Source organism: Mucilaginibacter sp. 320_HR, from assembly GCF_059691875.1.
Genome location: NZ_JCAWAI010000005.1, coordinates 216,008 through 242,245, shown reverse-complemented (window position 1 = coordinate 242,245; position 26,238 = coordinate 216,008). Strand labels below are relative to the sequence as shown.

The 26,238-nt window shown below is 44.7% G+C and carries 22 protein-coding genes; 7 read left to right on the top strand and 15 right to left on the bottom strand.

Annotated features, from left to right (window positions below):
* The first annotated feature begins 47 nt into the window (after positions 1-47).
* Positions 48-2,600: a BamA/TamA family outer membrane protein gene (locus tag AC59GT_RS18395; protein WP_497239008.1), complete on the top strand. Its 2,553-nt coding sequence runs from the start codon at positions 48-50 to the stop codon at positions 2,598-2,600.
* Between the two features lie 16 nt (positions 2,601-2,616).
* Here AC59GT_RS18395 and AC59GT_RS18390 read toward each other — a convergent pair whose 3' ends face one another.
* The 8 genes from AC59GT_RS18390 to AC59GT_RS18355 all read right to left on the bottom strand — a co-directional run bounded on the left by AC59GT_RS18390 (position 2,617) and on the right by AC59GT_RS18355 (position 11,189).
* Positions 2,617-3,396, bottom strand: a complete 780-nt coding sequence (locus tag AC59GT_RS18390) for an SDR family oxidoreductase (RefSeq protein WP_497239007.1) — start codon at positions 3,394-3,396, stop codon at positions 2,617-2,619.
* An 11-nt stretch (positions 3,397-3,407) separates the two neighbouring features.
* Positions 3,408-4,241: an amidohydrolase family protein gene (locus tag AC59GT_RS18385; protein WP_497239006.1), complete on the bottom strand. Its 834-nt coding sequence runs from the start codon at positions 4,239-4,241 to the stop codon at positions 3,408-3,410.
* Positions 4,228-5,085 (bottom strand): fumarylacetoacetate hydrolase family protein, encoded by an 858-nt coding sequence (locus AC59GT_RS18380; RefSeq protein ID WP_497239005.1) that lies wholly within the window; start codon positions 5,083-5,085, stop codon positions 4,228-4,230. Before AC59GT_RS18380 ends, AC59GT_RS18385 begins: the two co-directional genes overlap by 14 nt.
* Before the next feature lie 6 nt (positions 5,086-5,091).
* The gene (locus AC59GT_RS18375) at positions 5,092-5,856 is read right to left on the bottom strand and encodes an SDR family NAD(P)-dependent oxidoreductase (RefSeq protein WP_497239004.1); all 765 of its coding nucleotides are present in this window, start codon (positions 5,854-5,856) and stop codon (positions 5,092-5,094) included.
* A 9-nt stretch (positions 5,857-5,865) separates the two neighbouring features.
* Positions 5,866-7,524 carry a UxaA family hydrolase gene (locus tag AC59GT_RS18370; protein WP_497239003.1) on the bottom strand — a complete coding sequence of 553 codons (1,659 nt, stop codon included), beginning with the start codon at positions 7,522-7,524 and terminating at the stop codon, positions 5,866-5,868.
* A 10-nt stretch (positions 7,525-7,534) separates the two neighbouring features.
* Complete coding sequence (locus tag AC59GT_RS18365) at positions 7,535-7,864, bottom strand: L-rhamnose mutarotase (protein WP_497239002.1); 330 nt, start codon at positions 7,862-7,864, stop codon at positions 7,535-7,537.
* Between the two features lie 86 nt (positions 7,865-7,950).
* Positions 7,951-10,152 carry an alpha-galactosidase gene (locus AC59GT_RS18360; protein WP_497239001.1) on the bottom strand — a complete coding sequence of 734 codons (2,202 nt, stop codon included), beginning with the start codon at positions 10,150-10,152 and terminating at the stop codon, positions 7,951-7,953.
* Between the two features lie 77 nt (positions 10,153-10,229).
* Positions 10,230-11,189 carry a zinc-binding alcohol dehydrogenase family protein gene (locus AC59GT_RS18355; RefSeq protein ID WP_497239000.1) on the bottom strand — a complete coding sequence of 320 codons (960 nt, stop codon included), beginning with the start codon at positions 11,187-11,189 and terminating at the stop codon, positions 10,230-10,232.
* A 214-nt stretch (positions 11,190-11,403) separates the two neighbouring features.
* Between AC59GT_RS18355 and AC59GT_RS18350 the strand changes: the two genes are divergently transcribed.
* Positions 11,404-12,132, top strand: a complete 729-nt coding sequence (locus AC59GT_RS18350; protein ID WP_497238999.1) for a DUF3891 family protein — start codon at positions 11,404-11,406, stop codon at positions 12,130-12,132.
* Positions 12,133-12,149: 17 nt separating this feature from the next.
* Here AC59GT_RS18350 and AC59GT_RS18345 read toward each other — a convergent pair whose 3' ends face one another.
* A complete protein-coding gene (locus AC59GT_RS18345) occupies positions 12,150-13,472 on the bottom strand; it encodes a Gfo/Idh/MocA family protein (RefSeq protein ID WP_497238998.1) in 1,323 nt (440 codons plus the stop codon).
* Between the two features lie 291 nt (positions 13,473-13,763).
* Complete coding sequence (locus tag AC59GT_RS18340; protein ID WP_497238997.1) at positions 13,764-16,130, bottom strand: TonB-dependent receptor; 2,367 nt, start codon at positions 16,128-16,130, stop codon at positions 13,764-13,766.
* A gap of 209 nt (positions 16,131-16,339) precedes the next feature.
* Between AC59GT_RS18340 and AC59GT_RS18335 the strand changes: the two genes are divergently transcribed.
* From AC59GT_RS18335 to AC59GT_RS18325, 3 genes are read left to right on the top strand one after another with little or no spacing between them, the layout of a single operon-like run.
* Complete coding sequence (locus AC59GT_RS18335; RefSeq protein ID WP_497238996.1) at positions 16,340-17,056, top strand: SDR family NAD(P)-dependent oxidoreductase; 717 nt, start codon at positions 16,340-16,342, stop codon at positions 17,054-17,056.
* A gap of 17 nt (positions 17,057-17,073) precedes the next feature.
* Positions 17,074-18,138: an oxygenase MpaB family protein gene (locus AC59GT_RS18330; RefSeq protein ID WP_497238995.1), complete on the top strand. Its 1,065-nt coding sequence runs from the start codon at positions 17,074-17,076 to the stop codon at positions 18,136-18,138.
* A 32-nt stretch (positions 18,139-18,170) separates the two neighbouring features.
* Positions 18,171-18,851, top strand: coding sequence for a MarR family winged helix-turn-helix transcriptional regulator (locus AC59GT_RS18325; protein WP_497238994.1), 681 nt, complete (start codon positions 18,171-18,173; stop codon positions 18,849-18,851).
* A gap of 86 nt (positions 18,852-18,937) precedes the next feature.
* Here the strand turns inward: AC59GT_RS18325 and AC59GT_RS18320 are convergent, their stop codons facing one another.
* Complete coding sequence (locus tag AC59GT_RS18320) at positions 18,938-19,591, bottom strand: NAD(P)-dependent oxidoreductase (RefSeq protein ID WP_497238993.1); 654 nt, start codon at positions 19,589-19,591, stop codon at positions 18,938-18,940.
* Between the two features lie 237 nt (positions 19,592-19,828).
* Here AC59GT_RS18320 and AC59GT_RS18315 point away from each other — a divergent pair, with 237 nt between their 5' ends.
* A complete protein-coding gene (locus AC59GT_RS18315) occupies positions 19,829-21,484 on the top strand; it encodes a T9SS type B sorting domain-containing protein (RefSeq protein WP_497238992.1) in 1,656 nt (551 codons plus the stop codon).
* 18 nt (positions 21,485-21,502) lie between these two features.
* Here the strand turns inward: AC59GT_RS18315 and AC59GT_RS18310 are convergent, their stop codons facing one another.
* The 4 genes from AC59GT_RS18310 to AC59GT_RS18295 form a co-directional block, all read right to left on the bottom strand.
* Positions 21,503-22,633 carry a TIGR03364 family FAD-dependent oxidoreductase gene (locus tag AC59GT_RS18310; RefSeq protein ID WP_497238991.1) on the bottom strand — a complete coding sequence of 377 codons (1,131 nt, stop codon included), beginning with the start codon at positions 22,631-22,633 and terminating at the stop codon, positions 21,503-21,505.
* Positions 22,630-23,919, bottom strand: a complete 1,290-nt coding sequence (locus AC59GT_RS18305; RefSeq protein WP_497238990.1) for a DUF5690 family protein — start codon at positions 23,917-23,919, stop codon at positions 22,630-22,632. Before AC59GT_RS18305 ends, AC59GT_RS18310 begins: the two co-directional genes overlap by 4 nt.
* Positions 23,909-24,607 (bottom strand): HAD-IA family hydrolase, encoded by a 699-nt coding sequence (locus AC59GT_RS18300; RefSeq protein ID WP_497238989.1) that lies wholly within the window; start codon positions 24,605-24,607, stop codon positions 23,909-23,911. Before AC59GT_RS18300 ends, AC59GT_RS18305 begins: the two co-directional genes overlap by 11 nt.
* Positions 24,608-24,679: 72 nt before the next feature.
* Positions 24,680-25,264: a helix-turn-helix domain-containing protein gene (locus AC59GT_RS18295; protein WP_497238988.1), complete on the bottom strand. Its 585-nt coding sequence runs from the start codon at positions 25,262-25,264 to the stop codon at positions 24,680-24,682.
* A gap of 161 nt (positions 25,265-25,425) precedes the next feature.
* Here AC59GT_RS18295 and AC59GT_RS18290 point away from each other — a divergent pair, with 161 nt between their 5' ends.
* Positions 25,426-26,025 (top strand): HD domain-containing protein, encoded by a 600-nt coding sequence (locus AC59GT_RS18290; protein WP_497238987.1) that lies wholly within the window; start codon positions 25,426-25,428, stop codon positions 26,023-26,025.
* Positions 26,026-26,238: the final 213 nt, after the last annotated feature.

The window sequence follows — 26,238 nt, the reverse complement described above, 5'->3', positions numbered from 1 at the left end:
CTTGTTAAGAAATATTGAGAAGATACCTTTAACGTTATGTGCCTTACATGAGCTATAAACCTATACTCTTTGCTGCGTTCTTTTTCCTGCTAGCTGATACCGCCTTTTCACAAACGATTAAAGGAGACAGCGTTACAATGGCTGTTAACCCACAATTTGACAAGGCAGGCAAATTTAAGCGGTGGCTCATGGGCACCAACTACCGCAAGGTTTGGGCTCAGCCTATAACTATACCTATCTTTCATCTCGATAAAGAAAAAGGCGGCTTGCGTATTACAGGTACAGGCGGCGGCAATCAAACCAGTTCATTGCAAATGGTGGACAGCAGCGGCAACGAGTGGGTGCTTCGTTCAGTAAAAAAATCTATCTCCCGTGATCAGCCCAAGATATTTAAAAACACGCTGGTAGAAGACCTTATGGTAGATGCCGGTTCGATAGGCCACCCCTACTCTGCCTTGTGCGTTCCGCCGATGGCTGAGGCATTGGGCATACCACACAGCAACCCTAAAATTGTTTACCTGGGTGACGACCCCCAATTAGGCAAATACCGTAAAGAATATGCCAACCATGCTTATTTATTTGAACAACATGGCCCAAACAATGGCAGCAAAGACATAAAGACTGAAAAACTACAGGATCGCATAGAGAAAAATAACGACAACAAGGCAGATGCACGCCTCATTCTTAGGGCTCGTATTTTTGACATGATGGTTGGCGACTGGGACAGGCACGGCGGGCAGTGGCGCTGGAGCAAACCAGATACGACAAAAGAAATCTATGAGCCCTTCCCCACAGACCGTGACAAGGTTTTTTATACAACAGGCGGGGCTATTTTCAACGTAATGTCGTTAGCAAACCCTGCTTTGCAACGTTTTAGTCCACGTATACGCCGCATAGATCTCTGGAACTATAACACCGTAGGCTTCGATCTTTACTTCCTGAATGAACTTGATCAGAAAGATTGGGAAAAGGAGATAGCATTTGTACAAAAAACACTGAGCGACGATCTTATCGAACGGTCGGTCAAGTTAATGCCGCCTAATGTTTATGCCGTATCAGGCCCACGCATTATTAAAACTTTTATGAGCCGCCGCGACAGAATTAAGAAGTACGTGATGAAGTACTATTATTTTTTAGCGCAACGGATAGATGTGCCCGGGTCTGACAAAAGCGAGAAGTTTACTATCGATCACAAAAAGAATGGCAATGTCGAACTCACTATCAACAAAGTAAAGAAAGACAGCAGCATAGGGAAAGTAATTTATCAGCGCACTTTCGATCAGAAATACACCAGGGAATTGCGTGTATATGGTTTGGACGGAAAGAACTTATTCCAGGTAACAGGGAGTACGCCCACTAAGATCAAAACACGCCTGGTTGGTGGGACAGATACAGACAGTTACTACGTTGATAGTACCCTCAACAACCGTCATCAATTGCTTATTTACGACAGGTCCGATCAGCACAATAATCTACCGTCACTCTCGTCTGCTCACCTTATCTTAAAGGACGACACGATGGTAAACCGTTATAAACGACCCGAAAACAAGTACAATACTTTAAGCCCGATTGTAGCAATGGGTTACAGCACTGAGGATGGCTTTCAGATTGTGGGTGGATTAAACTACATCGGCTATGGTTTTCATAAAGAGCCTTATGCCAATAAACAGCAATTAAAAGTGAATTACACGCTGCAACGCTCCTCTTTCATCATCACTTATCACGGTGAGTTCAGGCAGGTTTTCGGTTCTAACGATTTACTGGTGAACGTGCTGGAACGCGGCCCTCGAAATACAAACAACTTTTTTGGTTTGGGCAACGAAGTAAAGTTTGATAATAGCGGTGACCGGGAGTTTAGATATTACAGGAACCGCTATGATTACGGATTTGCCGATGTGCGCATAGGTCACAAATACACAAACTGGTATTTAAGTGCAGGCCCTGCGCTGCAGTTTTACACTGCCAGCAATGGCGCTAATGAAGATCACTTTTTCAAAGAATACAACCAGACTCACCCGGAAGATAATGTGCTTGCCTTAAAGTTCTATACCGGCGCTATCGGCAACGCCACGTTAGATACCCGTAAAAACAAGCAGTTCCCCTACAATGGCGTAGTATGGAGTACAACACTAACCGGCCTTACGGGTATTAATGTGAGTAACCACACCAATGCCGCCCTGGTATCAACATTCAGCTTTTACCTGCCACTTGCAGATTCTTCTATTGTGTTTGCTAACCGTACAGGAGCCGGAACGATAGTGGGTAAAGGGGAGTTTTACCAGATGATGAACATTGGCGGGCTTAATATGCAGGGATACCACACCAGCCGCTTTATTGGTAATACCATGGTTTACAACAACACCGAGCTGCGTGCCAAGTTGTTTAACTTCAATACTTATGTATTTCCGTCTACCTTTGGAATAGTGGCTTTTAACGATGCAGGCCGCGTGTGGCTAAAGGGTGAATCGTCTAACACCATACACGATACTTATGGGGGCGGAATTTTTCTTACGCCCTATAATGCGTTTTTGTTTGAAGGTGTAATTGGCAAAAGCCCGGATGGCAGCTTGGGGTATATCTCCCTTGGCTTCAGGTTTTAATACTGCAGTGAACGAGCTATATTGATCTGTCCAGATGTGTATAACCACCGTCCACGTAAACAATTTGCCCGGTAGTATGGCTGGAAACAGGTGACAACAAAAATGCTACAGCATTTGCTATTTCTTCTGTCGTGGTCATGCGGTGCCCTAACGGGATATTTGATGTTATCTGCGCCAGCTTTTCTTCGGGGTTTGGAAGGGTTTTAATCCACCGATCGTAAAGCGGGGTGTAACATTCGGCCACCACTACAGCGTTTACACGAATATTATGAGGTAGTAACTCCACCGCCCACTCACGCGTAAGCGCGTTGCGCCCACCGTTAGATGCCGCATAGGCAGATGTACCACCCTGCCCTGTATCAGCAACCTTAGACGTGATGTTAACAATGCTGCCCTTAGAAGTGATTAAATGCGGTAAAGAATGGTGTGCAACCAGGTAGTAATGAATCAGGTTTTTGTGTAACGATTGAACAAAGCTTTCATAATTACCGCTTTGCAAACCAACTCCATCGTTCTCACCTGCATTATTAACCAGTCCATCTATACGTCCGCATTGCCGTACAACCTCTGCCACTGCAGACTCGCAGGCTTGTGGATCAGTTAACTGAGCTACCGTGTGGTAAGCGTTACCTCCTGCCTCTTTTATTTTATTCACAGTTGCTTCGTTCTCAGCAGCAGTACGGCTGATTATGAATGGAATAGCGCCTTCGTTAGCAAGCACAAGGGCAATTCCTTTACCTATCCCGCGTGCGCCTCCGGTAACGATTATCACTTTATCTTTAAGCTGAAGATCCATCAGTATAGTTGTTAATTGTAAATACGATAAAAAGCGGCGGCATTACCACCCCAAAATTTTGCCTGTTCTGCTTCCGAAAAATCTGCTGTATATTTCATCAGACATTCTACGGTACTCTCATAACCACCCGCCAGCAGGCACACCGGCCAGTCACAACCGAACATGAGTCTGTCTGTTCCAAATGCTTCAAAAACGACATCCAGGTACGGCTTTACATCGTCAAAGGTCCAGTTCTGCCAGTCAGCTTCGCTACAAAAGCCGGATACCTTGCACCAAACGTTCTGATGTTCAGCTAAAGCAATCATATCTTCCCCCCAAGGTTCGAGCTCCTGTTGTTTAATAAGCGGCTTGGCCATATGGTCAATTACAAATCGCTGATCAGGAAAGTTTCCCATAAATGTTGTGGCTTCCTTTAATTGATCTTGCTTTATGAGAATATCGTAACTGAAATCATGTTTGTTTAACAGCGCTATTCCTTTAAGGAAACGTTCATTAAGCATGAACCCGGTGGCTTCCGCCTGTACGATATGGCGAAACCCTTTCAAGATATTATATTTACTGTAATGCTGCAGACGGTCTTCTAAGTCTTCAGCTTGCAGATCGACCCAGCCTACAACGCCCTTTACAAAGGAGTTTTGAGCAGCTAAATTTATTAAGAAATCCGTTTCAGCTTCACTTTGGCTGGCCTGTACCGCTATACAGCCATCGATAACATTGTCATGCAACACCGGAGACAGATCCTCCGGCATAAAATCACGCTTTAGTACAGCCATCTCGTCCGTTATCCATGCGTCCTTTACAGGATCGTACTTCCAGAAATGCTGATGCGCATCAAGCCTTAGCATAAGCTATAACGTGCTGTTTTGCGGTGCCAAGCCCGTCGATACCCAGTTCCACCACGTCGCCCGGTTTAAGGTATACAGGCGGTTTAAATCCAAGCCCTACACCTGCAGGTGTTCCTGTGGATATCACATCGCCCGGCAACAAAGTCATGAACTGGCTTATATAAGATACAACATACGGCACATTAAATATGAAATTAGCTGTAGTGCCATTTTGCATCATTTGGCCGTTAACACTTAGCCAGAGCTTCAGGTTATTTGCATCACCTACTTCATCCGGAGTTGCCAGAAACGGGCCCATTGGTGCAAAAGTATCGCACCCTTTGCCTTTGTCCCATGTGCCGTTACGCTCCAGCTGAAACTCGCGTTCTGAAACGTCGTTATGCAGTACATAGCCGGCAATGTATTGCTCAGCATCTACCTCATCTACGTAAGATGCTTTCTTACCTATAACTACCGCCAGCTCAACTTCCCAATCTGTTTTTTGGGAGTTTTTAGGGATCATTATATCATCATTCGGACCAACAAGAGAGGTTGTGCTCTTCATAAAAATGATAGGCTCCGATGGCGTTTGCGCATTTGTTTCCTTTGCGTGGTCAGCATAGTTAAGGCCTATACATAATATCTTAGACGGGCGTGCAATCGGGCTACCCAAACGCTCATCATCACTTACCACCGGCAGCATACCGGGGTTAGCTGCTATATGTTCCTTCAGCACAGATAACCCTTCACTTTCAAAAAACTCCTCATTGTAGTCCTTAACTACAGCCGAGACGTCATATCGCTTATCGTTGATGATAACACCCGGCTTCTCCTGGCCGGCAGCTCCGTATCGTATTAATTTCATAGGTAATTAGTTGTTAAGTTTTATAAAGCCGCCGTCAATCGGGTAATCGCAGCCGGTAATAAATCCAGCCTCGTCAGAACATAAGTATAAAGCAAGTGCGGCTATCTCATCAGGTTGTGCCATACGGCCGATGGGCTGACTTTTAGATAGTTTATCGAACATCTCATCCTCCCTGCCAGCGTAATTCTTGGCAATAAAACCATCTACAAAAGGCGTATGCACCCTTGCAGGCGAAATGCTGTTGCTGCGAATGTTGTCATGTAAATAATCGCGCGCTACGGACATGCTCATAGCGTGTATAGCGCCTTTACTCATAGAGTAAGCAAACCTGTCGGCTAACCCTACCCATGAGGCTATAGAGGCCATATTGAGTATCACGCCCCCATTGTTGGCTTTCATAAGAGGTATAGCTGCATATATGCAATTATAAGCGCCTTTAACATTTACGTTGTATACTTTTTCAAAGTCGGCAGTAGAGGTGTTCTCTACATTACCCACATGTGCAATCCCGGCATTGTTAACCAATATGTTTATTGTGCCGATAGATTGAAAAAGGGCGACGATCTGCTCCTGGTCAGTAACGTTTCCGCTGTGAGCTACTGCGCTACCGCCTTCTGCTTCAATCTCTGTAATCGTTTGAGCTGCGGCCTCGGCATTTAGCTCAACAACATGAACCGTCGCCCCTTGCCTTGCAAAAAGCTTCGATATTGCTTTGCCTATTCCACTGCCACCGCCGGTGACTACCGCGCTTTTATCTTTTAAACTGAACATATCTAATGTTTATAATGAAACGCCTCTTTTCCAGGGAATAAAATCGTCCTGCCCAAGTACAACAGCTTTTGGTTGAATATTCCCGCTGGCTACCTCTAAAACATAATCGAGTATGCGCTCCGCCGCTTGCGGAATCGTCTCTAAACCATCTATAATGGTTCCGCAATCAATATCTATAATGTCGGGCATGCGGTTATAAAGCTTAGTGTTGGTTGACAGCTTAATTACTGGGGCTACAGGGTTTCCGGTTGGGGTACCCAACCCTGTGGTGAACAGTACAATATTTGCACCCGAGCCAACTTCCGCCGTGGTACTTTCTACGTCGCTGCCTGGGGTACAAAGCAGGTTTAAGCCAGGCTTGGTGACCTTTTCGGGATAATCCAACACGGCTGCAACCGGCGAACTGCCGCCTTTTTTAGCCGCTCCTGCAGACTTAATCGCATCGGTTATTAATCCATCTCGTATATTTCCAGGTGAAGGGTTTGCGTAGAAGCCGGAGCCATCGGCCTCTGCCCGGGCGTTATATGTACGCATCAGGTGCATGAACTTCTCCGCCGTGGGTATATCAACACAGCGATCGCTTAGCTCCTGCTCTACCCCGCAAAGTTCAGGGAACTCAGCAAGAATAACGCTACCACCCATCGCAACCAGCATATCTGACAAATAACCCAGCGCAGGATTGGCGGATATTCCCGAAAAACCATCAGAGCCACCACATTCCAGTCCGATACACAATTTTGACAACGACGCCGGCTGCCTGCTTTGTTGATTGGCCTGCATCAAACCCGCAAATGTTTGTTTTAAGGCCTCGTGCAATAAGCGGCTTTCAGTACCCAATTGCTGTTGTTCCAGCATTACCAGTGGCTTGTTGAAGTTTGGATCACGCTTCGCAATCTCATTCCGCAATATGCCTGCCTGTGCGTGCTGGCATCCGAGGCTAAGTACTGTAGCTCCGGCTACGTTCGGGTGTGTTATATACCCAGCCAGCAGTCCGCAAAGCGCGTCGCTATCTGTTTTGGTTCCCCCGCAGCCTAGTTCATGATTCAGGAATTTGATGCCATCAATATTTGGAAACAGTTTTCTTGTTGGGTGCTGTGCAGGTGTCATTTGCAAATCAGCATTCAGTATATCCTCAACCGATTTCCCTGTTTGATACATTTCTATAAGGCTATCCACCTCGTTCTCATATCCACGAGGTTTAGCAAAGCCTAATTTTGCAGATAATGCCTCTTTAAGCACATTAATGTTGCGGTTTTCGCAGAAAACCAAAGGTATCACCAGCCAATAATTACCTGTACCAACCGACCCATCTGCGCGATGAAAACCCATAAAAGTTTTACCCTGATATTTACTTACATCAGGCTGTTGCCAGTTTATCTTGCGCTCTCCAAGATGAAAATCGCTGGAAGCGTGCTTGATGTTCTCTGTGGTAATAACACCACCTTGTGGGATGTGCTGACTTGCCTTCCCTACTAGTACGCCATACATGAATATCTCATCACCGGGATCAAAAGCATGCAACGAAAACTTGTGCTTTGCTGCCACATTATCAACAAGAACCAAATCGGTTCCGTTAAAATTAACAGCTGTACCTGCAGATAGATCCGTTAACGCTACTAATACGTTATCATTTGAGTGTATTTGCAGATAGGTGTGCCTCTCAGCCATTTGTTGTAGTTTATAATTCAAAAATCTTTTCCATAAGCATCCACTTTTCGCCAGGCTTAGCGCCGGGTAATGGCTGCTGATAGTTCCACATTAACGTTTCCCATTCCTGTACTTGGCTGTTGGATGCATCCGCAGCTGTCTTCCCTTCAAAGCTAAAGGATTGGTTTACATCCATGATCATGAAGAGACGGTTACTGAAACGATAAATCTGCATGTGCTCTATCCCGCTGCGTGTAATGCTCTGCAATATTTCCGGCCAAACAGCACGGTGATATTCTTCATATTCGGCAATCAGATGAGGATCATCTTTAAGATCAAGTGTGAGACAGTATCGTTTCATTTATAGATGCGTCGTTATCAGTACACAAATAAAGGAATATCTGCTTGCTTAAAGTAATTAAATGTATTTCTTACAATTAAGCGTTGCTACTTTACTTCTTCAAGCTGCAGCACAACACTTGTGTGACCTGAGTTTACGTTTGGATTGACTCCTACGTTCATCAGGAAATCGCCCGAGTAAGTAGCGTTACTTACAGCCGGCTTACCGCCCGGGTAAACATTGATCTCTTTAACCTCATACTTCTTCAACGGATCAAGCCCCTTGAACTTCACAGGAACCCTCGTGCCTTTATCATAGCGGTAATTAACCAGGTAATTGAAAACAACTGCCCTCGAACGGTTCTCGTTAACATACATTACCGATGCTGCATCATTTTCCCAAGGGTTTAGTAAACGGTACTGATCACCGTGCCATATCACATCTTTTAGGCCGTTGTAGTTTTGGATAGCCTTCTGACAAAAAGCTAACTCGTTTTCATTTAGCTTACTTACCACAATATCAAAGCCTAATTTCCCCATCATAGCCACATCCACCCGGTATTTGATAGGCTGCTTGCCCCAATCCGTAACATGGTTAGAACTGGTTATCGCCGGGAAGAAATAGGAATACTCCCATTGCAGGAACACGCGCTCAAGCGGATCGGTATTGTCGCTCGGCCAAAACTCTGTAAAATATTTAAGTGCTCCGTAATCTACCCTGCCGCCACCACCTGAGCAAAGCATAATAGGCACTTTAGGGTATTTAGCCCTAACCCTGTCTAATACCTTGTACAAGCCTCGTACATAATCGGTATACAAATGCGATTGGTTCTTACCTAAATAAGCAGAATATGCATTATAAATAACAGCATTACAGTCCCATTTAATATAAGCAAGATCAGGATGTTTGGTGAACAGATCATTAACAATCCCGAATACAAAGTCCTGCACTTTTGGGTTGGATAGATCAAGCACCAACTGGTTTCTAAAGTATTTTTCCGGTCGGTTTGGTTGCTTTATCACCCAGTCCGGATGTTTCTCGTACAACTCGCTTTTAGGATTCACCATTTCCGGTTCTATCCAAATACCAAACTTTACACCGTTATTTTGCGCTTCTTTTACAAGCCACCCAATGCCGTTAGGCAGTTTAGCACGGTTTTCCTGCCAGTCGCCCAAACCTGCATTGTCGCTGTTGCGGGGGTATTTGTTGGCAAACCAGCCATCATCCAGCAAAAACAGGTCTACTCCAAGCTTCTTGGTATCCTTAAACAACTGAGCCAGTTTGGTCTCATTAAAATCAAAGTAAGTGGCTTCCCAGTTGTTCAGGAGCGTTAACCTGTCACCTTCGCCGTTAACAATTTTGTATTTGCGTGCCCAGCGCTGCAGTTTACGGCTGGCATCCCCCCTGCCGTGGTCAGAATAGGTATACAACAACGCGGGGGTAACAAAGTCTTCTCCGGCTTTCAGATGATACTCCGCAGCAGCATTGTTGATGCCTGCTATGACACGCAGGTTATTGGATACATCCAGTTCGAAATCTTCGCGGAAGTTACCAGACCATTCCACGGCGCCAAACAGCACTTTACCTTCATCTTCAGTTGCTGGTTTGTCTATAGAAACCATAAACATAGATGGTTCATACAAATTAGCGCGAGTGCCCAGCTTAGTATCTATCGTTTTAATACCGTGAGTAAGCCGCGTCTCCTCGGGCTGCATTTCCAGCGCCCAGTTGCCATGGTAATGTTTTAACCAAAAGGCATCTCCTTTGAGGTTAAGATTAGCCGAGGCGAACTTATTTAGCGTCACAACGCCTTTTTCGTTATGCCTGATAGTGCACCATTGTTCTGTAACATCTTCTTTATAGAATGTTTTATAAAATAGCTGAACTTCAAAAGGATAAGCCGGATCTTTGAGGTTTACTGTAAGTAACGATACATTGTCGTCGATCTTTGTAACCGTATGACTTACATAGGCAAAGCTGAGCGATTTGTTTCCATCTGCATGGGTCACAGTTATCGCGGGTTCGGCTAAAGCCTCAGAACCCGAGGGCATGTAAGCCTCGTCCAGCACTTCAGAATCATCGGCTTGGTGGTACATCTTTTTTATAGAGGCGTACTCTGCAGCATTAGCTAGCTTAGCACCGAAATATACCATTTTAAGGTGTTTACCTGCATCTGCTTGCAAAACCAACGCATTGTGCTGCGTTTCGACGGGTATCATAATACTTTGAGCAGCAGCAACAGCGGGAGCAAATAAGGTGACTCCTATAAACAGATGAAGATAAAATGAGGTGAATAGATGGTTTTTCACGACAGCTTGGTTAGTGCACTAAAATAGTTTTTTTCTGCCTTCTATGGTAAACGACTGGCATCAATTTATTCGTGATACTACAAACAAAGTAATGTTTTAATAAGGTTGTTCTCCTTTGTTAGATATGATTGAAGACTGTCATCTGTATCATAAAAGTCAGCACGATGAGTAATGAATTTAGTGGGATCAATCAACTTTTGCTGAATGCTGGATATAACTTGCTCAAAATCCTGCCGGGTGGCATTGCGGCTGCTTAACAGTGTCCCTTCCCGCTTATGGAATTCCGGATGATTAACCTCAATGTTCCCTTTTTGCAATCCTACCAGAACATACCTACCGCCATGCGCCATGTACGAAAAAGAACTCTCAATAGCCTGTTTATTGCCGGTTACATCAAATATCACCGTCGGCATATCACCGCTGGTAATATGCTGTAGTTTTGTTTCCATGTCTCCATCAGCCGGATTGATAAGGTACTCAATACCCACCTTATCGCGACAAAACTCAAGTCGATAAGGGTTGACGTCAGCAGCAATAACCTTACAGCCGGCAATCTTTGCATAGGTTATTACTGCCAAGCCAATAGGACCGGCCCCGTTTACCAAAACAAACTCTCCAGGCAATAAACCTGCTCTCCTTACTGCGTGTGCGCCTATAGCAAGGGGTTCTACCAAGGCAAGTTCGTCATGACTGAGCCCTTGCCCGTGCACAAGTAAACGCTCGGGAACCTGAAAAAACTCCGCCATGCCTCCATCAGTGTGTACGCCATATACCTGCATCTGCACGCAACAATTCTCTTTGCCATTCCTGCAGGCGATACAAGTACCGCAGTTATTGTAGGGGATCACCGTTACAACATCTCCGGCGATAAAACCGCTATTTGCTGATATGCTTACCACCTCTGCCGAGAGCTCGTGACCCAGAACACGCGGGTAGGAAAAATAAGGCTGCGTGCCCTCAAAAGCGTGAATGTCAGTTCCGCAAATACCTATTCCTTTGATACGCAGTATAGCATAACCCTCTTTAGGTTCTGGCATATTAGCGGTGGAGCTTTTTAAAACTCCGGGTTCTAAACAAATCAATGTTCTCATACCAGTGTGTTCTTTAGTGAGACTTAAACATAACAAAGCCTATCTGAACAAGACCTTTGAAACAATAGAAACTTTGCAGAAAACTAAACGTTGGTAAGTTATAAAACAAAGTGCATAGGATTATGCCCCGTATATTAAAACGTAAATCGCACATATATAAATGATTGTTAACTATCGTAAAAGCGGCTGGGAAATAGTTACCCAGCGTGCGCACGGATTACTTGCTGCAGAATTCGCGCTCCATTGGCAGAAAGCGCAGCGCCCAGAACGCTGGATGGAGTTTTTAATGGCTGTAGCTGAGCATGACGACGCCCAAATTGAACTGGAGCGCAATGACGTGCTTACCGAACAAGGCGGACCTACAGATTTCAAAATGAGGGCTTTTCAACTGGAGCATGGTGAACGTACACTTACTTACACTTTAAGTAAAAGCAGGTATATTGCACTACTAAGTGCAACACACCTTGAGTTTTTAGCAGGAGATGCCAAAGAAAATAAAGCTAATATAGCGTTCTTTAAAAAACTTGCAAGCCAGAAAAAAGAATGGTGTAAAGAGTTAAAAATCAATAATGAGCAACTTGAAAAAGATTACCGTTTACTGGAGTGGTGCGACGCTTTATCGTTGTTAATTTGCCAGCATGAAGACCAGCCTGAAGAACGGCGGGTAGAGATAAGTACCGGCCCTGACGGAAAACTGCACTGCCTGAGGCAAATAGCGCCTGGCTGCCTTACTGTTGAGCCATGGCCGTTTGAAGATCCGGAGTTTAGCATAACCTATGAACACCGAACATTAACACGACTTAAATTTGATAATGTTGATGAATTTAAAACTGCGTTTCTTACAGCTGCGGTAGAAACAACAACCTGGCTATTTAAACAGCTAAAATAGCGCTTAATAACTGTTAATCAATCTGATTCCGGCTCAACACCCTTGTAGCCTGCAGGCAGTAAACCAGTAAGTTTAACTAGCCGTCCTTCTTCAGCTGACTTGTAGATAGCTTCCATAATCAGGTGATCCTGCAAACCCTCTTCACCAGGTGTAAACGGCTTTTTATTATAGATGACGCAGTCCGAAAAGTAGTCCATCTCAGTAGCAAACTGGTCTTTTTCGGTTAAGCCAATATCTTGTTGAAGCTCCAGTTTTCCATCTGCTTTAGCAGACATAAGCTTCTGGCCCTTGTATGCGAACGCCTTATCCATACTCAACCAACCCTTTTCGCAGAGCACGCGGTAACGCCTGCTTTCGTGCACATTGTAGTCTGTTGTGCAGTTGGCTATCAGCCCATTAGCAAACTTCATCTGCCAGGATACCAGCTCCTCAACCTCTCTAAACAGCGGATTACCTGGCGTACTATACCGGTAGGCAAATACTTCCGTAGGTTCTGCATTTAGTACAAAACGAATGGTATTCAGGCAATACAGGCCAATATCCGGCAGCGCGCCGCCACCGGCTAAAGCTTTCTTGTGACGCCAGTGTTCAGGATTAGCGCTGCTTTGACAATTTGATGCTTCTATTAGCTTAGGCTCCCCGAATGTCTTCTGCTGAACCATCTCGCGCAACTTACGGTTATGTGGTTGGTATTGAATGCGGTACGCAACCATAAGCTTTACTCCGGCCTGGTTACAAGCAGCTATCATTTCCTTACATTCTGCTGAGCTATTGGCCATTGGCTTCTCGCACAATATGTGCTTACCTGCTTTTGCGCCTCTTATAACATATTCTTTATGAAGCCCATTTGGCAAAACAATGTAAATTACTTCTACTTCTTTATTGTTCTTTAACTGGTCGTAAGTTTGGTAATTATAGCAGTTCTGAGGCGTTACACCGTATTGAGCCGCTACTTTTCGCATCTTTTCGGGGCTACCGCTCACCAAAGCAACAAGTTTCGACTTTTTACATGCGGTTATAGCAGGAAGTATGTTTTCCAGTGCTAAATGGCCTAAACCTACAACAGCATACCCCACTCTTTGGTCGGGAGCTAAAGGAGTTGGCGTTGGGCCGCTGGCCTGGTCAACTTCAGACTTCCATTTCTCCAGCACTATAGGCTCATCCTGATGGGCTGGCTTCCTTTCTGTACTTACATGATTTTTAACGCTTTGCGCAGTTGCGTCACTTACCAAAACCGATCCTACGGCTCCCGCCGCGAGTGTTTTACCTGTAAGTGCAATGAAATCTTTACGGGAATATCCGCCCTTATTACCTGTATTCTCCGGTGTGTTGGTTGCCATAATAAAGCAACCCTGCAGCGGTATTTTATGTTTCGAAAAAATACAAAACCACCGGCCAAAAGTAGTGACAAAACAGTGTCACCACTTTACTTAACAAAAATACCGTTATTAGCAGGAGCTAAAAAGCAGGATTATTAAGGCCTTGAAAAGTCGAAATGACGAGCAAAAATCTTCAAAAACCACACTTTTTACAACGTCATTTTACCGAGTAGGCTTCGATGTACTGCTGTACAGCAGATTTCGCTTTTTTCTACGTCAGCCACTCAAATTTTAACATTTTCACTGACCTTTCTAAAACTCGAAGATCAGGCCGATGGTTGGTTGTATGTTCCCGCCAGTCCGGTTAAGGAATTTTGTCTGGATGCGGGTTGGATCGCCAGGCACCGGTTGTATATTACCCGACGCATCTTTCACCGGAACTACTATCGGCTGCTGGTCGTACTTATGACCGGTAACGTTCTGCATGTCGAAGTAAAAGTTGAAGGAGTAATGCTTAAAGTAGTACTTCTTATCAACGCGGGCATCCAATTGGTAAAAGGCGGCAGGCACCTGGGTGTTCAGCAAGTTGTATGCAGGTATACCTTGTGGGAAAGTGTTGTAGTTTGAAACAAGTGAAGACAATGCCTGGTCGTAAGGGGTGTACGGACTGCCTCCCGTGAACCGGAGCTTAGCGCCTATCTCCCAGTTTCTCTTCAGCAGCTTACCGGCTGTCATGCTCAGGATGTACCGGTTGTTCCATGAAGAGGCAACATAATCGCCACGCTTGTTCTGGAACTCGCTTTTGAACAATGTAAGCGCGAAGATTCCATAAAAGCCTTTGTTAAGCCGTTGCTGCGCAAAGAACTCTATACCGTAACTCCTTCCCCTACTCTCGCCTACTACCGGGTCGTTGCCTACCACACCAAAATCGGCGCCGAGGTTGGCCAGCGGTATCGAATCATTCAGCACCCGCACTATCGGGTAGTTGCGGTATTGCTTGTAGAAACCTTCAACCGTGAAGCGGGTCCCTTTTAAGGTATTGTACTCCAGTCCCAGCACCACCTGGCGGTTCTGTATATAACCGAGGCTCTTGTTCAATAATGTTCCGGTACTGTCACGGTAGCCCGTCACCGTGTAAGCGGGCAACTGATAGTAAATACCGGTGTTAAAGTTGATGCTTAACCTGTCCGTAAAGTTGTAGGCGGCCGAGAACCGGGGCGATAAGGTCTTCAGCAGATTGTTCATCTTATCTGAATAGGTATTTGCATCGGCACGTGCACCTATTGACAGCGACAGCTTGTTGTCGGCAAAAGAACGGCTCACCTGGCCAAAAAAGTTGTACTTGAAGAAGCTAAGGTCCGACTGATAGATGCGATTGCCATAAGGCAGCACATTGAAAGTGTTTGTAGTATAACCGGCGCTTTCGGCACCGGTACCAAAGTTTACCTTGTACTTACCACGCTGGCTGGTATTCTCAAACCTGAACTTGTTCTCTGTTTCTGTCGACACGTATTTTAACAACAGCCCTTCGCTCTCGTTATTGTTGCGAAACTTGTTAGCTTTATTATCCAGGTAACTTCGGCTAACTACAAACTGCGAAAAGCCGTAACGGGTAAAATGCTTTAAAACAGCGCCCACACTATAACTATTCTGCGTATTCTCAGGTATGGTGGCCAGGAAGTACTGCTTGTCTTCTTCATCGTTGGCTTCTTTATTTAGCGTAAAGCGGTCTATAGCACCGAGGCCTATCAATGTAAGTTCGTTCTTGCTGTCCAGCTTTGTTTTTACCTTAAATTGGAAGTCCTGGTACGTGGGTAGGAACGGCAGTTTCAGCAATTTAAACAATGCCTGCAGGTACGAGTACCTGTACGATGCCAGGTAAGTTGTTTTACTGCCGAGAGGGCCCTCCAGCGTAGCGCTGAGATCACTTGAACCGAGCGATAAGGTTGCACCCATACGATCGGTACGACCGTTCTTTTGAGTGAACTCGAAAACTGAACTTAAAGCATTGCCACGGTTGGCCGGGAATGCCCCTGAGTAGAAATTAACCTCTTTAACAAAGTCGACGTTGATCAACCCCACGGGCCCGCCAGATGATCCCTGCGTCGCAAAATGGTTAATGTTGGGTATCTCTACCCCATCCAGGTAAAACCTGTTTTCGTTGGGAGCACCACCCCGTATGATGATGTCGTTACGAAAACTTACCGGTGCCGAAACACCTGGGAGGGATTGTATTACTTTAGATATGTCGCGGTTACCTCCCGGGTTACGCTTAATTTCTGATACGCCTATACTGCGCAACGATAACGGACTTTCCAGCGTTTTTGTAAGCCTTGAACTGGCTACCACCTTTACTTCACCTAATGTTGCGGTCTCCTCGTCCAACGCAACGTCTATCACTGTTGCTTTAACACTGTTCACCTGTATATCATACGCCGTCTTGCTTTTAAAGCCTACCTTGGTAAACAGCAGGCTGTAATTGCCCGGTTTAAGCTGTAAAGTGTAGTTCCCCAGCGAATCTGTTATTGTACCCTCGTTTGTGTTGGTGACCTTAATGGTAACGTTTTGCACTACTGTATTTGACAAGCCACTGGTGACCGTACCTTTTATAACCGCAGTTTGCGCGGCAGCCGAAAAACAGATAACAAACAGGATTATGGTAGATAGAATTAACCGCATATAGTTTTATAAAGCTTTAACAGCACTGCCCCGGGGTGTACTTGCAGGTTTATGCTCAAATATAAATAAACATCCAGGCGCAAAATCATTGCTAACCTTAATAATGCTATTATCATTTTATTACAAAAATATACCAATTATCTATTTAATAGCATTTATTTGTACATAATAAATATCTGTAACCTCTATTTAATAGTTAGCACCACCAGATGAATTTAAAAAACAAGAACATTTTAGTTGTTGGCGGTAGTACCGGGATAGGTTTATCGTTGATCAAACAACTATCAGCAGCAGGAGCAAACATCTACAATATCTCCAGGAATGGATCGGTGGAGTGGCCGGCAAATGTAAATCATCTTGCGTTGGACATCTTAGGTGATGTTACCGCAACGGCAGCATTCCTGCCCCAGCAATTGCACGGGCTGGTATATTCTGTAGGAAGTATTAACCTTAAGCCTTTTAACCGCCTGTCGGAAGATGATTTCATGAATGACTACCGGCTCAACGTTTTAGGGGCCGTTAAAGTAATTCAACAAGCGTTAAAGCCACTTAAAAGCGCTGCAGGTGCTTCTATTGTGCTTATCAGCTCAGTTGCCGCACGTACGGGAATGAGTTTCCACGCAAGTATCGCCTCGGCTAAAAGCGCGGTTGAGGGGTTAGCATTATCACTTGCTGCGGAGCTGGCACCAAGCCAGGTACGGGTTAATGTAGTTGCACCTTCGCTTACCGAAACGCCTTTGGCACAAAACCTGCTTAACACCCCTGAGAAAAAGGAAGCTTCGGCCAAACGCCATCCGCTCAATAAATATGGACAGCCGGAAGACATTAGTTCGGCGGTGGCTTATCTTTTGGCAGATGAGAGTGCATGGATAACCGGACAGGTAATTGGCATTGACGGAGGCTTGGGTAAGCTAAAAACTAGTTAATAAACGCAACATTAAGTATGCTTAAAAGCAACCCTTATCCGGATAATGTACTTGCAGCAAAACGGCTACAGGGAGATAACGCTGCCGACAATTTTATTGCCGGTGTATTTGCCAATACAGAAAACAAGAAGGCTTTATATGAATGGCTGGGCACTCTAAGTAATAACACGCAACTATTACACCTGCCAACCCTGTTTGCTAATGAGCCTGTCCTTACTACGGCCGCTAACCTGCCGCATTGGGCCAATACCAGGATGATGCAAAGGGGTTCGGTGTTCTTTATTCGCCATTCCGAAACTATAATGAACCTGCTGGGCCTGCTTTCCCTGCCATACTGTTACACAGCAGCCAATGGCGCAATGGTGCTCTATTTGTCTGACAGGATGCGGAGCGATACCACTAAACGCCTTTACGAAACAGCCGCCTTTGTTTGGGAGGTGATGGCTCCAGATGCATTTGAAACCACAGGTAAAGCCTTTGCGAGTATTTTGAAAGTGCGTTTAATGCACGCCGCCGTTAGGTTTTATACCTATAAAAGCGGACGGTGGAACGATGAATGGGGTACGCCGGTAAACCAGGAAGACATGGCCGGCACTAATTTGTCGTTTTCGTTATTGGTAATGCGCGGCCTTAGAAAGCTGGGCATCACCGTGGGCAAAGAAGATCAGGAAGGTTTCATGCACTTGTGGAATGTGATAGGCGCGCTATCCGGATTAGATGAGTACCTGCTACCCGGTAGTGTTAAAGAGGCACAGATACTGGATACCATCATCAGTAAAAGACAATTTTCTTCTTCGGCCCACGGAAAAGAGTTAACATCATCATTAACAAAACATATAACCGGCATTAACAACACGGGCGCCTCGGCAAATGATATTTTAGGCCTGATGCGCTACCTGCTTGGTGCGCCTGTAGCCGACATGCTGAATATAGATGCACCTGAGCTGCCATCTTACAAAATACAGTTGCTGAAGCTGACTAACCTTGTAAAAGGATTAAAGCCTGTGGGCAACACTAACCTGGCTTACAAAGAGGCATACAGCCGGTTTAAGCAGCAGAGCCCTGCCGAAGCTGTAACTTAACCCCGAATACGTACTTTATAAATGTTAGCTCAATGAAATCGTACAAACTTATACACGAATTGATTTCCATGGTTGAAAAGCTGGAAACAGAGAACAACGGCGTAGAGGTTTCCTTACAGGATTTCGCAGGATTTCTGGTAACCCAACTGGAAACAACAAGCTTATACACCAGCCAGGCTGATGCACGGTTTGGAGAACAGGAACAACAAGCACAGCAACTTGCCTACCAACTGGACAACAGCATAGGCCGCTTATTTGTTTATATGAGCCGCTATGCAAAATCTTACATTAAGAAAGCGCTTGAAGGAACCCCTTTGCAAAGTGGCGAAGACTTTACCTGTTTGGCCATATTGCTTACGCATGAACAGCTTTCCAAATCGGACCTGATCAGTCGTAACCTGCAGGAGAAAACTTCGGGCACGGAGGTGTTAAGGCGACTGATAGCTAATCAATTGATAACGCAATGGGATGATACAGGCGACAAACGCGGCAAGTTTGTTGCCATAACCGAAAAGGGCAGGCAGCTGCTTTACCAGGTATTTAATGAAATGAACCATGTTGGCAAGATGATAGGCGGCGATTTAACCATTGCTGAAAAGCTATCGCTACGGTACACATTACAAAAGTTGGAGAACTTTCACCACCAGCATTATCAAAACAAAACGATAACGAACAAAGCAGCCTTAAAGGAAGTTACAGCCCAGCTTGTTTAATGTTGGGGTTGGAGTAGTGGTTAGAGTGTCAGCGGGATCAATAATTTGGGGCGGACTTGTTACATGCAGCGGCGATTGCCCGCCTGTTACCACGAAATTGCAGGGGCTAGACGTAAAAAGGTGTTTTCTTCCAATATTTTTACCACAAACCTGGCTACATCCAGCCGGCTTATATTGATCGAGGGCTTGTCTTTACGGTTAAGAATAACTTTAATCTCTTTTTTTGCTTTTGAGTTTATAAGGCCCACGGACCTTACAGCGGTCCAGTCGAGATCAGATGCTGAAAGTAAGTCCTCCTGCCTGCCGTGGTCCAGGTAACCATATTTAATGTTACTATAACGTATTGTCCATCTAAACCACCAGGGGATATCGGCCATGGTTTCGTTAACGCCCCAGGCTGATAAAATTATAACCCTCTTTAGCTTTATTTCTTTTGCAATAGCAATAACGTTTTTTATAGTTCCGGACATTAACAACTCAGGTGTGCGCAGCCGGGACCATGGAAAGTCGCTATACCTGGAGATGTTCAATGCGCTAATTACTGAATCGCAGCCGTTTATTGCCGAACGCATTAAAGTTTCATCCAGCGTAGATCCCTCATAAACGGTAAGCAGGGGCGAGTTTATCGATATCTTGTTTTTATTGCGTACGATTACTTTAACAGCATGCCCCCTGGCTAATAACTCACTGAGTATTAACTTACCTGTGCGCCCTGTAGCCCCTAACAAGAGTACTGTCATGTTTAAAGGTAATAATTATATGACAAATCACCAACGCGACACCACGTATGGACGCTAGCCTTTAAGAATAAGGCTAATTATCAGCAAACCAAATTATTATACTATATTTATAGCACCCATTGTAGCCGTCGCCTGTACTTACTTAAAGAGAAACATTGTAGTTATTGTATTTGCCGTTTGAAATTAAAAAACAAACATAGTAGCGACAATTTAAGCCGGCAGGCGAAGTGAACACCGATGAAGTTTTTTGCTGTTGTATTATCGATAATCTTTTCGCTGGTTTGTTTTACAGCCGAAGCGCAAAACATCGGTTTTGAGAAGGGCAACTTCGACAACTGGGAATTTGCCGTTGGAACGATAGACACAGCAGGTATTATAACAACTACACCAACCATCGCGGTACCCGGCAAGTTTGAACTGCTAAAAAACACCAACGATGGTATGATCGATCTCATAGGCGGCTTCTCTGTATACTCCCCCAATGGCAGCAAATACTGCATGAAATTAGGTAACATTGATGAAGGTAATGGTGTGCAACAAGCATCTTATACTTACAATGTGCCACCAGAAGGTGCAAGCAGTATTATACTTAACTACGCGGTAGTACTGGTAAACCCGGGCCATCCGCCCAATCAGCAGCCCAGGTTTACCGTGAAGATTTTTAATGTAACAGACGGTAAGTATTTGGCTTGCCCGGCGTTTGATTTTATATCGTCCTCAGATCTTCCCGGCTTTAAATACAACAGCGATGGTGTGTTTTACAAAGACTGGGCTACTACTTCTATAAACCTTACAGGATTAAACGGAAAGCAGGTACGCATGGAGTTTACCGTAAATCACTGCCCATTTAAAGAACATTACGGCTATGCCTACCTGGATATTAATGAGGATATAGGTTCACCTATAAAAGGTAATATCTACTGTGCTGATCAAAAGGATGTGACACTTACCGCTCCTCCCGGCTTTAAAACCTACACCTGGTACACTGCGGACTTCTCGAAAGAACTAGGCACGGGGCAGGTAATTAACTTATCGCCGGCACCGGCTGATCTTACCAGCGTGGCGGTAACTATAACACCTTACAACGGCCTGGGATGTACCGACACCTTGTACAGCACCGTAAAGAAAATAGCAGAACCGTTTAACTTTGTAGTACAAAAAGATATAAACGTTTGTCCCGGCTCGCCTTTAGACCTAACAAGGCCTGAGTACAAAGCAGGCAGTAGCAGCGGGCTTACTTTCCGGTATTTTGCCGACGAAGCGGGATTGATCCCGTTACCTTCTCCATCAGAGATTACTGCTGCCGGCACTTACTACATCAGCGCGGTAAATGCAGGTGGTTGCAGCGGTATATTACCTGTAAACGTAACGTTTAATGCGCCGGAACTAACTATCACCGATCCACCGGCTGTTACATTCCCGGCGACTGTTTCTATTTTAAACAGCTACAATCCACAAGCGGGAGTAAGTTACTCATACTGGAAAGACCCGTCAGCCACTACTGCGCTTGATGATGCCGCCGGTGTTGCACAAAGGGGAACTTATTACATAAAGGCTGAGCTATTAGGCTGTACAGCGATAAAGCCGGTTAAAGTTACCATCTTACCTCCACCGCCTTCAATAATAGATGCTCCTACTGCTTTCACACCTAATAACGATGGCATAAACGACTGCTTTAGGTTTTACGTTAAAGATTTGGTGTTTGGGTCACTGGAGATATTCAATCGCTACGGAACTATTGTTTACCGAACAACTGCTCCTGACTGGTGCTGGGACGGTAATTCGGGCAAGAAAGCGCTACCGGCAGGTACTTATTATTGGGTGTTCCACGGATTAGATGAATATTCCCGTAAACCGGTGCAAACAGCATCGTACATAACTTTGATAAGATAAGATTTTGATTATGTCTGACTAGTCGAACTTTGCCGCGATAGTTTGTTCACAAAGGCCAAACGATAACGTCATGCCATTGCCGCCAAGTCCGTTTATAATGGTAACGCCGGGTTCCGGCTGGTGTACAAACTCCGTTTCGCCGTTGGTCATTTTTGCATACGTCCCGTTCCACGTTTGTATAACCTGTTGGTTTTGCAACTGTGTAAAGGTGGCAAGATAATCCAGTATCATTCGGTTGATGAAATCTTTATCGAACGGATCAAGCACCAGGCCATATTCATGAGAATCGCCCACTGTAAGCTCACCTAAATGATTTTGACAAACCATCACGTGTATACCCCATTTCAACTGTTCGGCATACTGCTCCTCATAACGTGCGCGCAAGGCAGGTAAGCTTGCTGCCGATTTAAAGCCAGGATAATGTATCATGGACAAGCTACCGCAAAGCGCAGGTCCTATCCGCTGATTTGCCGGTTGCGCAGCTAATCTCAGCATTTGCAACTTGCACTTGGTGATTGGGGTAGCCGCAAAAAGCTCCGGGTATAAGGTTTCAAATTCCACACCGCTGCCAATGAATATTTCGTCGGCCCGCCAGGTGCGTTCGCCGGTAGTTACCGTAGTGCTACTTACCCCACTTACTGCCGTGTTCCAGTAGAACTTAACGCCGTATTTCTCTGCCAGATATTTTGCGACAGCGCCAATTGCATCACGCGCTTCAACTATCATTTCGGTACCGCTCCAAAGGGCACCTTTAAGTCCGTTAGGGTTCACTGCTGCCGACTTGTTTAGCGCTTGTTGCGGCGTTAATAAGCTTACATCTCTTACGCCGCTGTTAATGGCTGCATATTGCTCCATTACTTCCAACTCATCGTCATGGTAGGCCAGGTGCATAGATCCTACTTCATCATGCCAGATACCGGCTTCGGCACATACCTGTTTCCATATACTTCTTGACAGCATTGCCCTTTCGAACAATGGTCCGGTGGGCTGCCCTATAGGCCATACCATTCCAAAGTTGCGTATTGAAGCGCCAACTGCACGCTCGTTACGTTCAAAAACAGTTACATCGTATCCTCTAACGGCCAAGGCGCGCGCTGTTGCAAGGCCGACTATACCAGCCCCTATTACAATTGCAGACGGTTTATTCATAAAGATTTAGTGATGATTTGAGCATCCTTTCGGTAAGATCTCAGGAAATAAATAAGTGAAAAAACGCAGCTTAGTCCGCCAATGAGTGCGACCGCTATCAAGCCATCTTTAAAAAGATCGCTCCAGCTTACTGTTGGGTTGCCGAGCTCTTTTATTAGCAATACCGTTACGCTGCCAAGGTATCCCACAGAATCGGCAACATAGATGAGGAAACCAACATTACCCTTATAGTGAAACGTAGCGATCATACGCTCAAAAAAGATAGCGTTGTAGGGTACGTAACCCAGGTAAAGGCCAAGGCCGGCCAACGTCATCCAGCTTACTGAGCCTATTATCCCCATACTAAAGATTACGGTAGAAATGCCAGCAACAGCACATCCTAAAATGATCATCAAGTGTATCAGCGTAAACGCCTGTAAATTCTTTTTCACCAAAACCAGCAGGCCCATAGCCGCTAAAACCATTATGGATATGGGTGTATCAATCCGCGCGAAAATGTTTTTATCGGTTACGCCCAGGCTGTGCCATATCTCCACGTTGAAGTTATCCCGTACATCACGCATAACGGTAAGTATCACGTAAATGATGATGGTTAACACCATTCCCGGCCAAAAACGTGCAAGAAATGCCTTGCGTTCTTCGCTGTTCATGGGCAGGCGCTCGGTACGCAGCTGCTTATCCTCGATTGTTGGAGCTGGCATCAGCTCCAGCAAAAGCACGAACACTATCAGGGGAAGGATAAACACAGCGCCGGTTACAAATGGCATGTAATTTTCACTCACTCCATAATTAAGCATAAGCGTTTGACCTATTGTCTTCACAAATCCGGATCCGAAAATGAAGCTGATAGACAGCACCGCTGCCATGAACTCGGTAGAACGCCTGCCTTCTATATACCCGAATACCAAACCCCATATCAACCCAAGCGGAAAGCCGTTTACAAATAAGAATATGATATTATAAGGCCTGGGTGTTAAAGCAAATAAAAGTAACGCCAACCAGGATATACCCACAAGCAATATGATGGTCTGACCTCGTTTGGCTTTTATCTCGGCTATAAACCTGATCCCATAAAACTTGCTGAACATATAACCAAAGATCTGCGCAATCACCAGCCATACTTTAAAATCGATATGGAGGTACTGGTCGCCTGCAAAAGTAGCTGCGGTAAAAGCCTTGCGAAACGCGTACATAGATGTATAAGCCCCAAATGCTGAGAGCGCGGCCATAATAGTAACTGCGCTGTACGGCCATTTGGCAACACGTTGTTTAAGCTTAAGCAGCATCCGGCTGGTTTATAATCTTTTGCACATCGGCAATATCGTCAATTATGTGTGTAGGATTATAAGGCTGTAATTGCTCTTTGGTAAAAGCGCCTGTAGTTACGGCTATTACATACCGACAGCCAACATTCTGGCCTTCACGTATATCTACTTCGGTATCCCCTACTTTGGCAACTTCTTTAGGATCTGTTATGCCGGCCTGCTGCATCATAATACTGATCATTGCAGGGTCAGGCCTGCCTTGCGGCACTTCGTCAGAACATACCATGTAGTCGAATATCCCTTTCTCGCGCCAGCACAACTTGCTTACGATATTCTCGGCTATCTCACGCGAAAAACCGGTATTAATACCGATTTTTTTACCTTCTGCACGTAGAGTCAGCATTGTTTCCTCTGCATTTGGAAGTGGTTTAAGGTCAGTTGCATCTTTATAGTACTGAACCATTGATTGCACAAAATCTTGATGTATACTACCAATTAGCTCGCCAGTTATCTTGCTTTTATCTGCTTCGTGTTCAAGGAGCATTTTTTCTATAGCAACCTTTTTTTCATAGCCCATGATAGGATTGATCTGCTCGATAGCAACATTATAGCCGTATTTAGCCATAGCAGTTTTGAAAGTGGCTGTCACACCATTCTCATCAGCAACCGTGGTTCCGGCCATATCAAAAACAACAAGTTTAATAGACATGTTAAAACATTTATGTTTAGCAATATTAAACTATGTTTATTAAAATTAAACCAACACAATGTTAAAATATTTTTAAGAAAGTGGGTCCGCTTCAAAAAAGTACACAACCAGCATGCGGGCTATATCTTTCCCAATGTTTTTAGGTGTATGTGGGGCACGGCCATCAAACAGCATAGAATCGCCCTCGTCAAGCACATACCTATCTTGACCAAACTGGTATTCTATTTTACCACTTAGTATGTATTTATATTCAAATGCTTCGGTTTGTACCTGGGGGCGGTGCGCATCCGTATCCAGTTCAAGCAATACTATATCTACTGTCGACCCTTTTATCGACTGTGTAAAAATACGTTTGTAGTAAAAGCCTGCTGCATCCTCCTTTTCAAATCCTTCGTAATCCTGCTTACGCTTTATAATAATTGGATATGGAGTTGTTTTGGAACGGATATCTTTAAAAAACACATTTAAATCTATATCTAAAGCTTTTATAATATCTATTAATACAATTAGCGAAGGAATGGTGCGGCTGTTCTCTATCTGTGATATTAATCCTTTACTCACATTGGCTTTGTTGGCCAGCTCTTGTACGGTAATATTCTTTTCACGTCGCCTCTCCTTTATCCGGTAGCTTATTTGTATTAAAATATCATCTTGCATCTGTGCGCTTATAGTTGGTTGGCGGGAAATTAGAAATTATATAAAAAGCAAACAAGAAAACGTTTACATATTGATTGTGAAAAAGCATAAAGTTGTATTTTGTATAAACATCACGCTGATTTAATACAGGCGTAACACTAACCTTCGTCATTTGCCCTATTATGATAGATCCTACTTTTCACCGCGCACCGGAACTCATCACCGATAAGGTATTTGCCTTGTATGAACTGCATGGCAATGAGGATTACATTGGCGAACCCGTATCGCAACTGGAGCACATGGCTCAGGCAGCAATGCTTGCCAAAGAAGAAGGGTATGATGATGAGGTGGTACTGGCTGCATTCTTCCATGACATAGGCCACTTATGTGCTGCCGAAGGAGAGGCGGAAAGCATGGATGGTTTGGGGAATGTTGACCACGAAAAACTTGGAGCCGAATATTTGTTGAACCTGGGGTTTTCTGCCCGGGTGGCCAGCCTGGTGCAAAGCCATGTTGTAGCCAAACGCTATCTTACCTTTAAATACCCCGACTACTATAATAAGCTATCACCTGCCAGCAAGGGAACGCTGGAATTCCAGGGAGGGGTGATGACCGCTGACGAAGCGGCTGCCTTTGAAGCTAACCCGGACAAAGATCTGATTATCCGTTTCAGGCATTGGGATGATGAAGCAAAACTGCAAAACCTGCCGGTAAATAATATACCTGAGCTAAAGCAAATGGCTGTTAAGCACCTTTCGGCACAACTAGCCGGAAGCCGCTAATGTTAACTATGTTTAACTTAAATATATAGCTTACATTATCATTCCTCATCCTCCTTAACCTTGTTTCAACATACCTTTAAGGTTTACTTAACTTAAACTTAGTTTATAAATAATAAACAAAGTTTAGTATTGCTGCTGACAAATTCCAACTAATCACATTAGAATTTTTGTAAGCAGATGAAACAAATTTACCCCCATTTTAAAAGGTTTGCT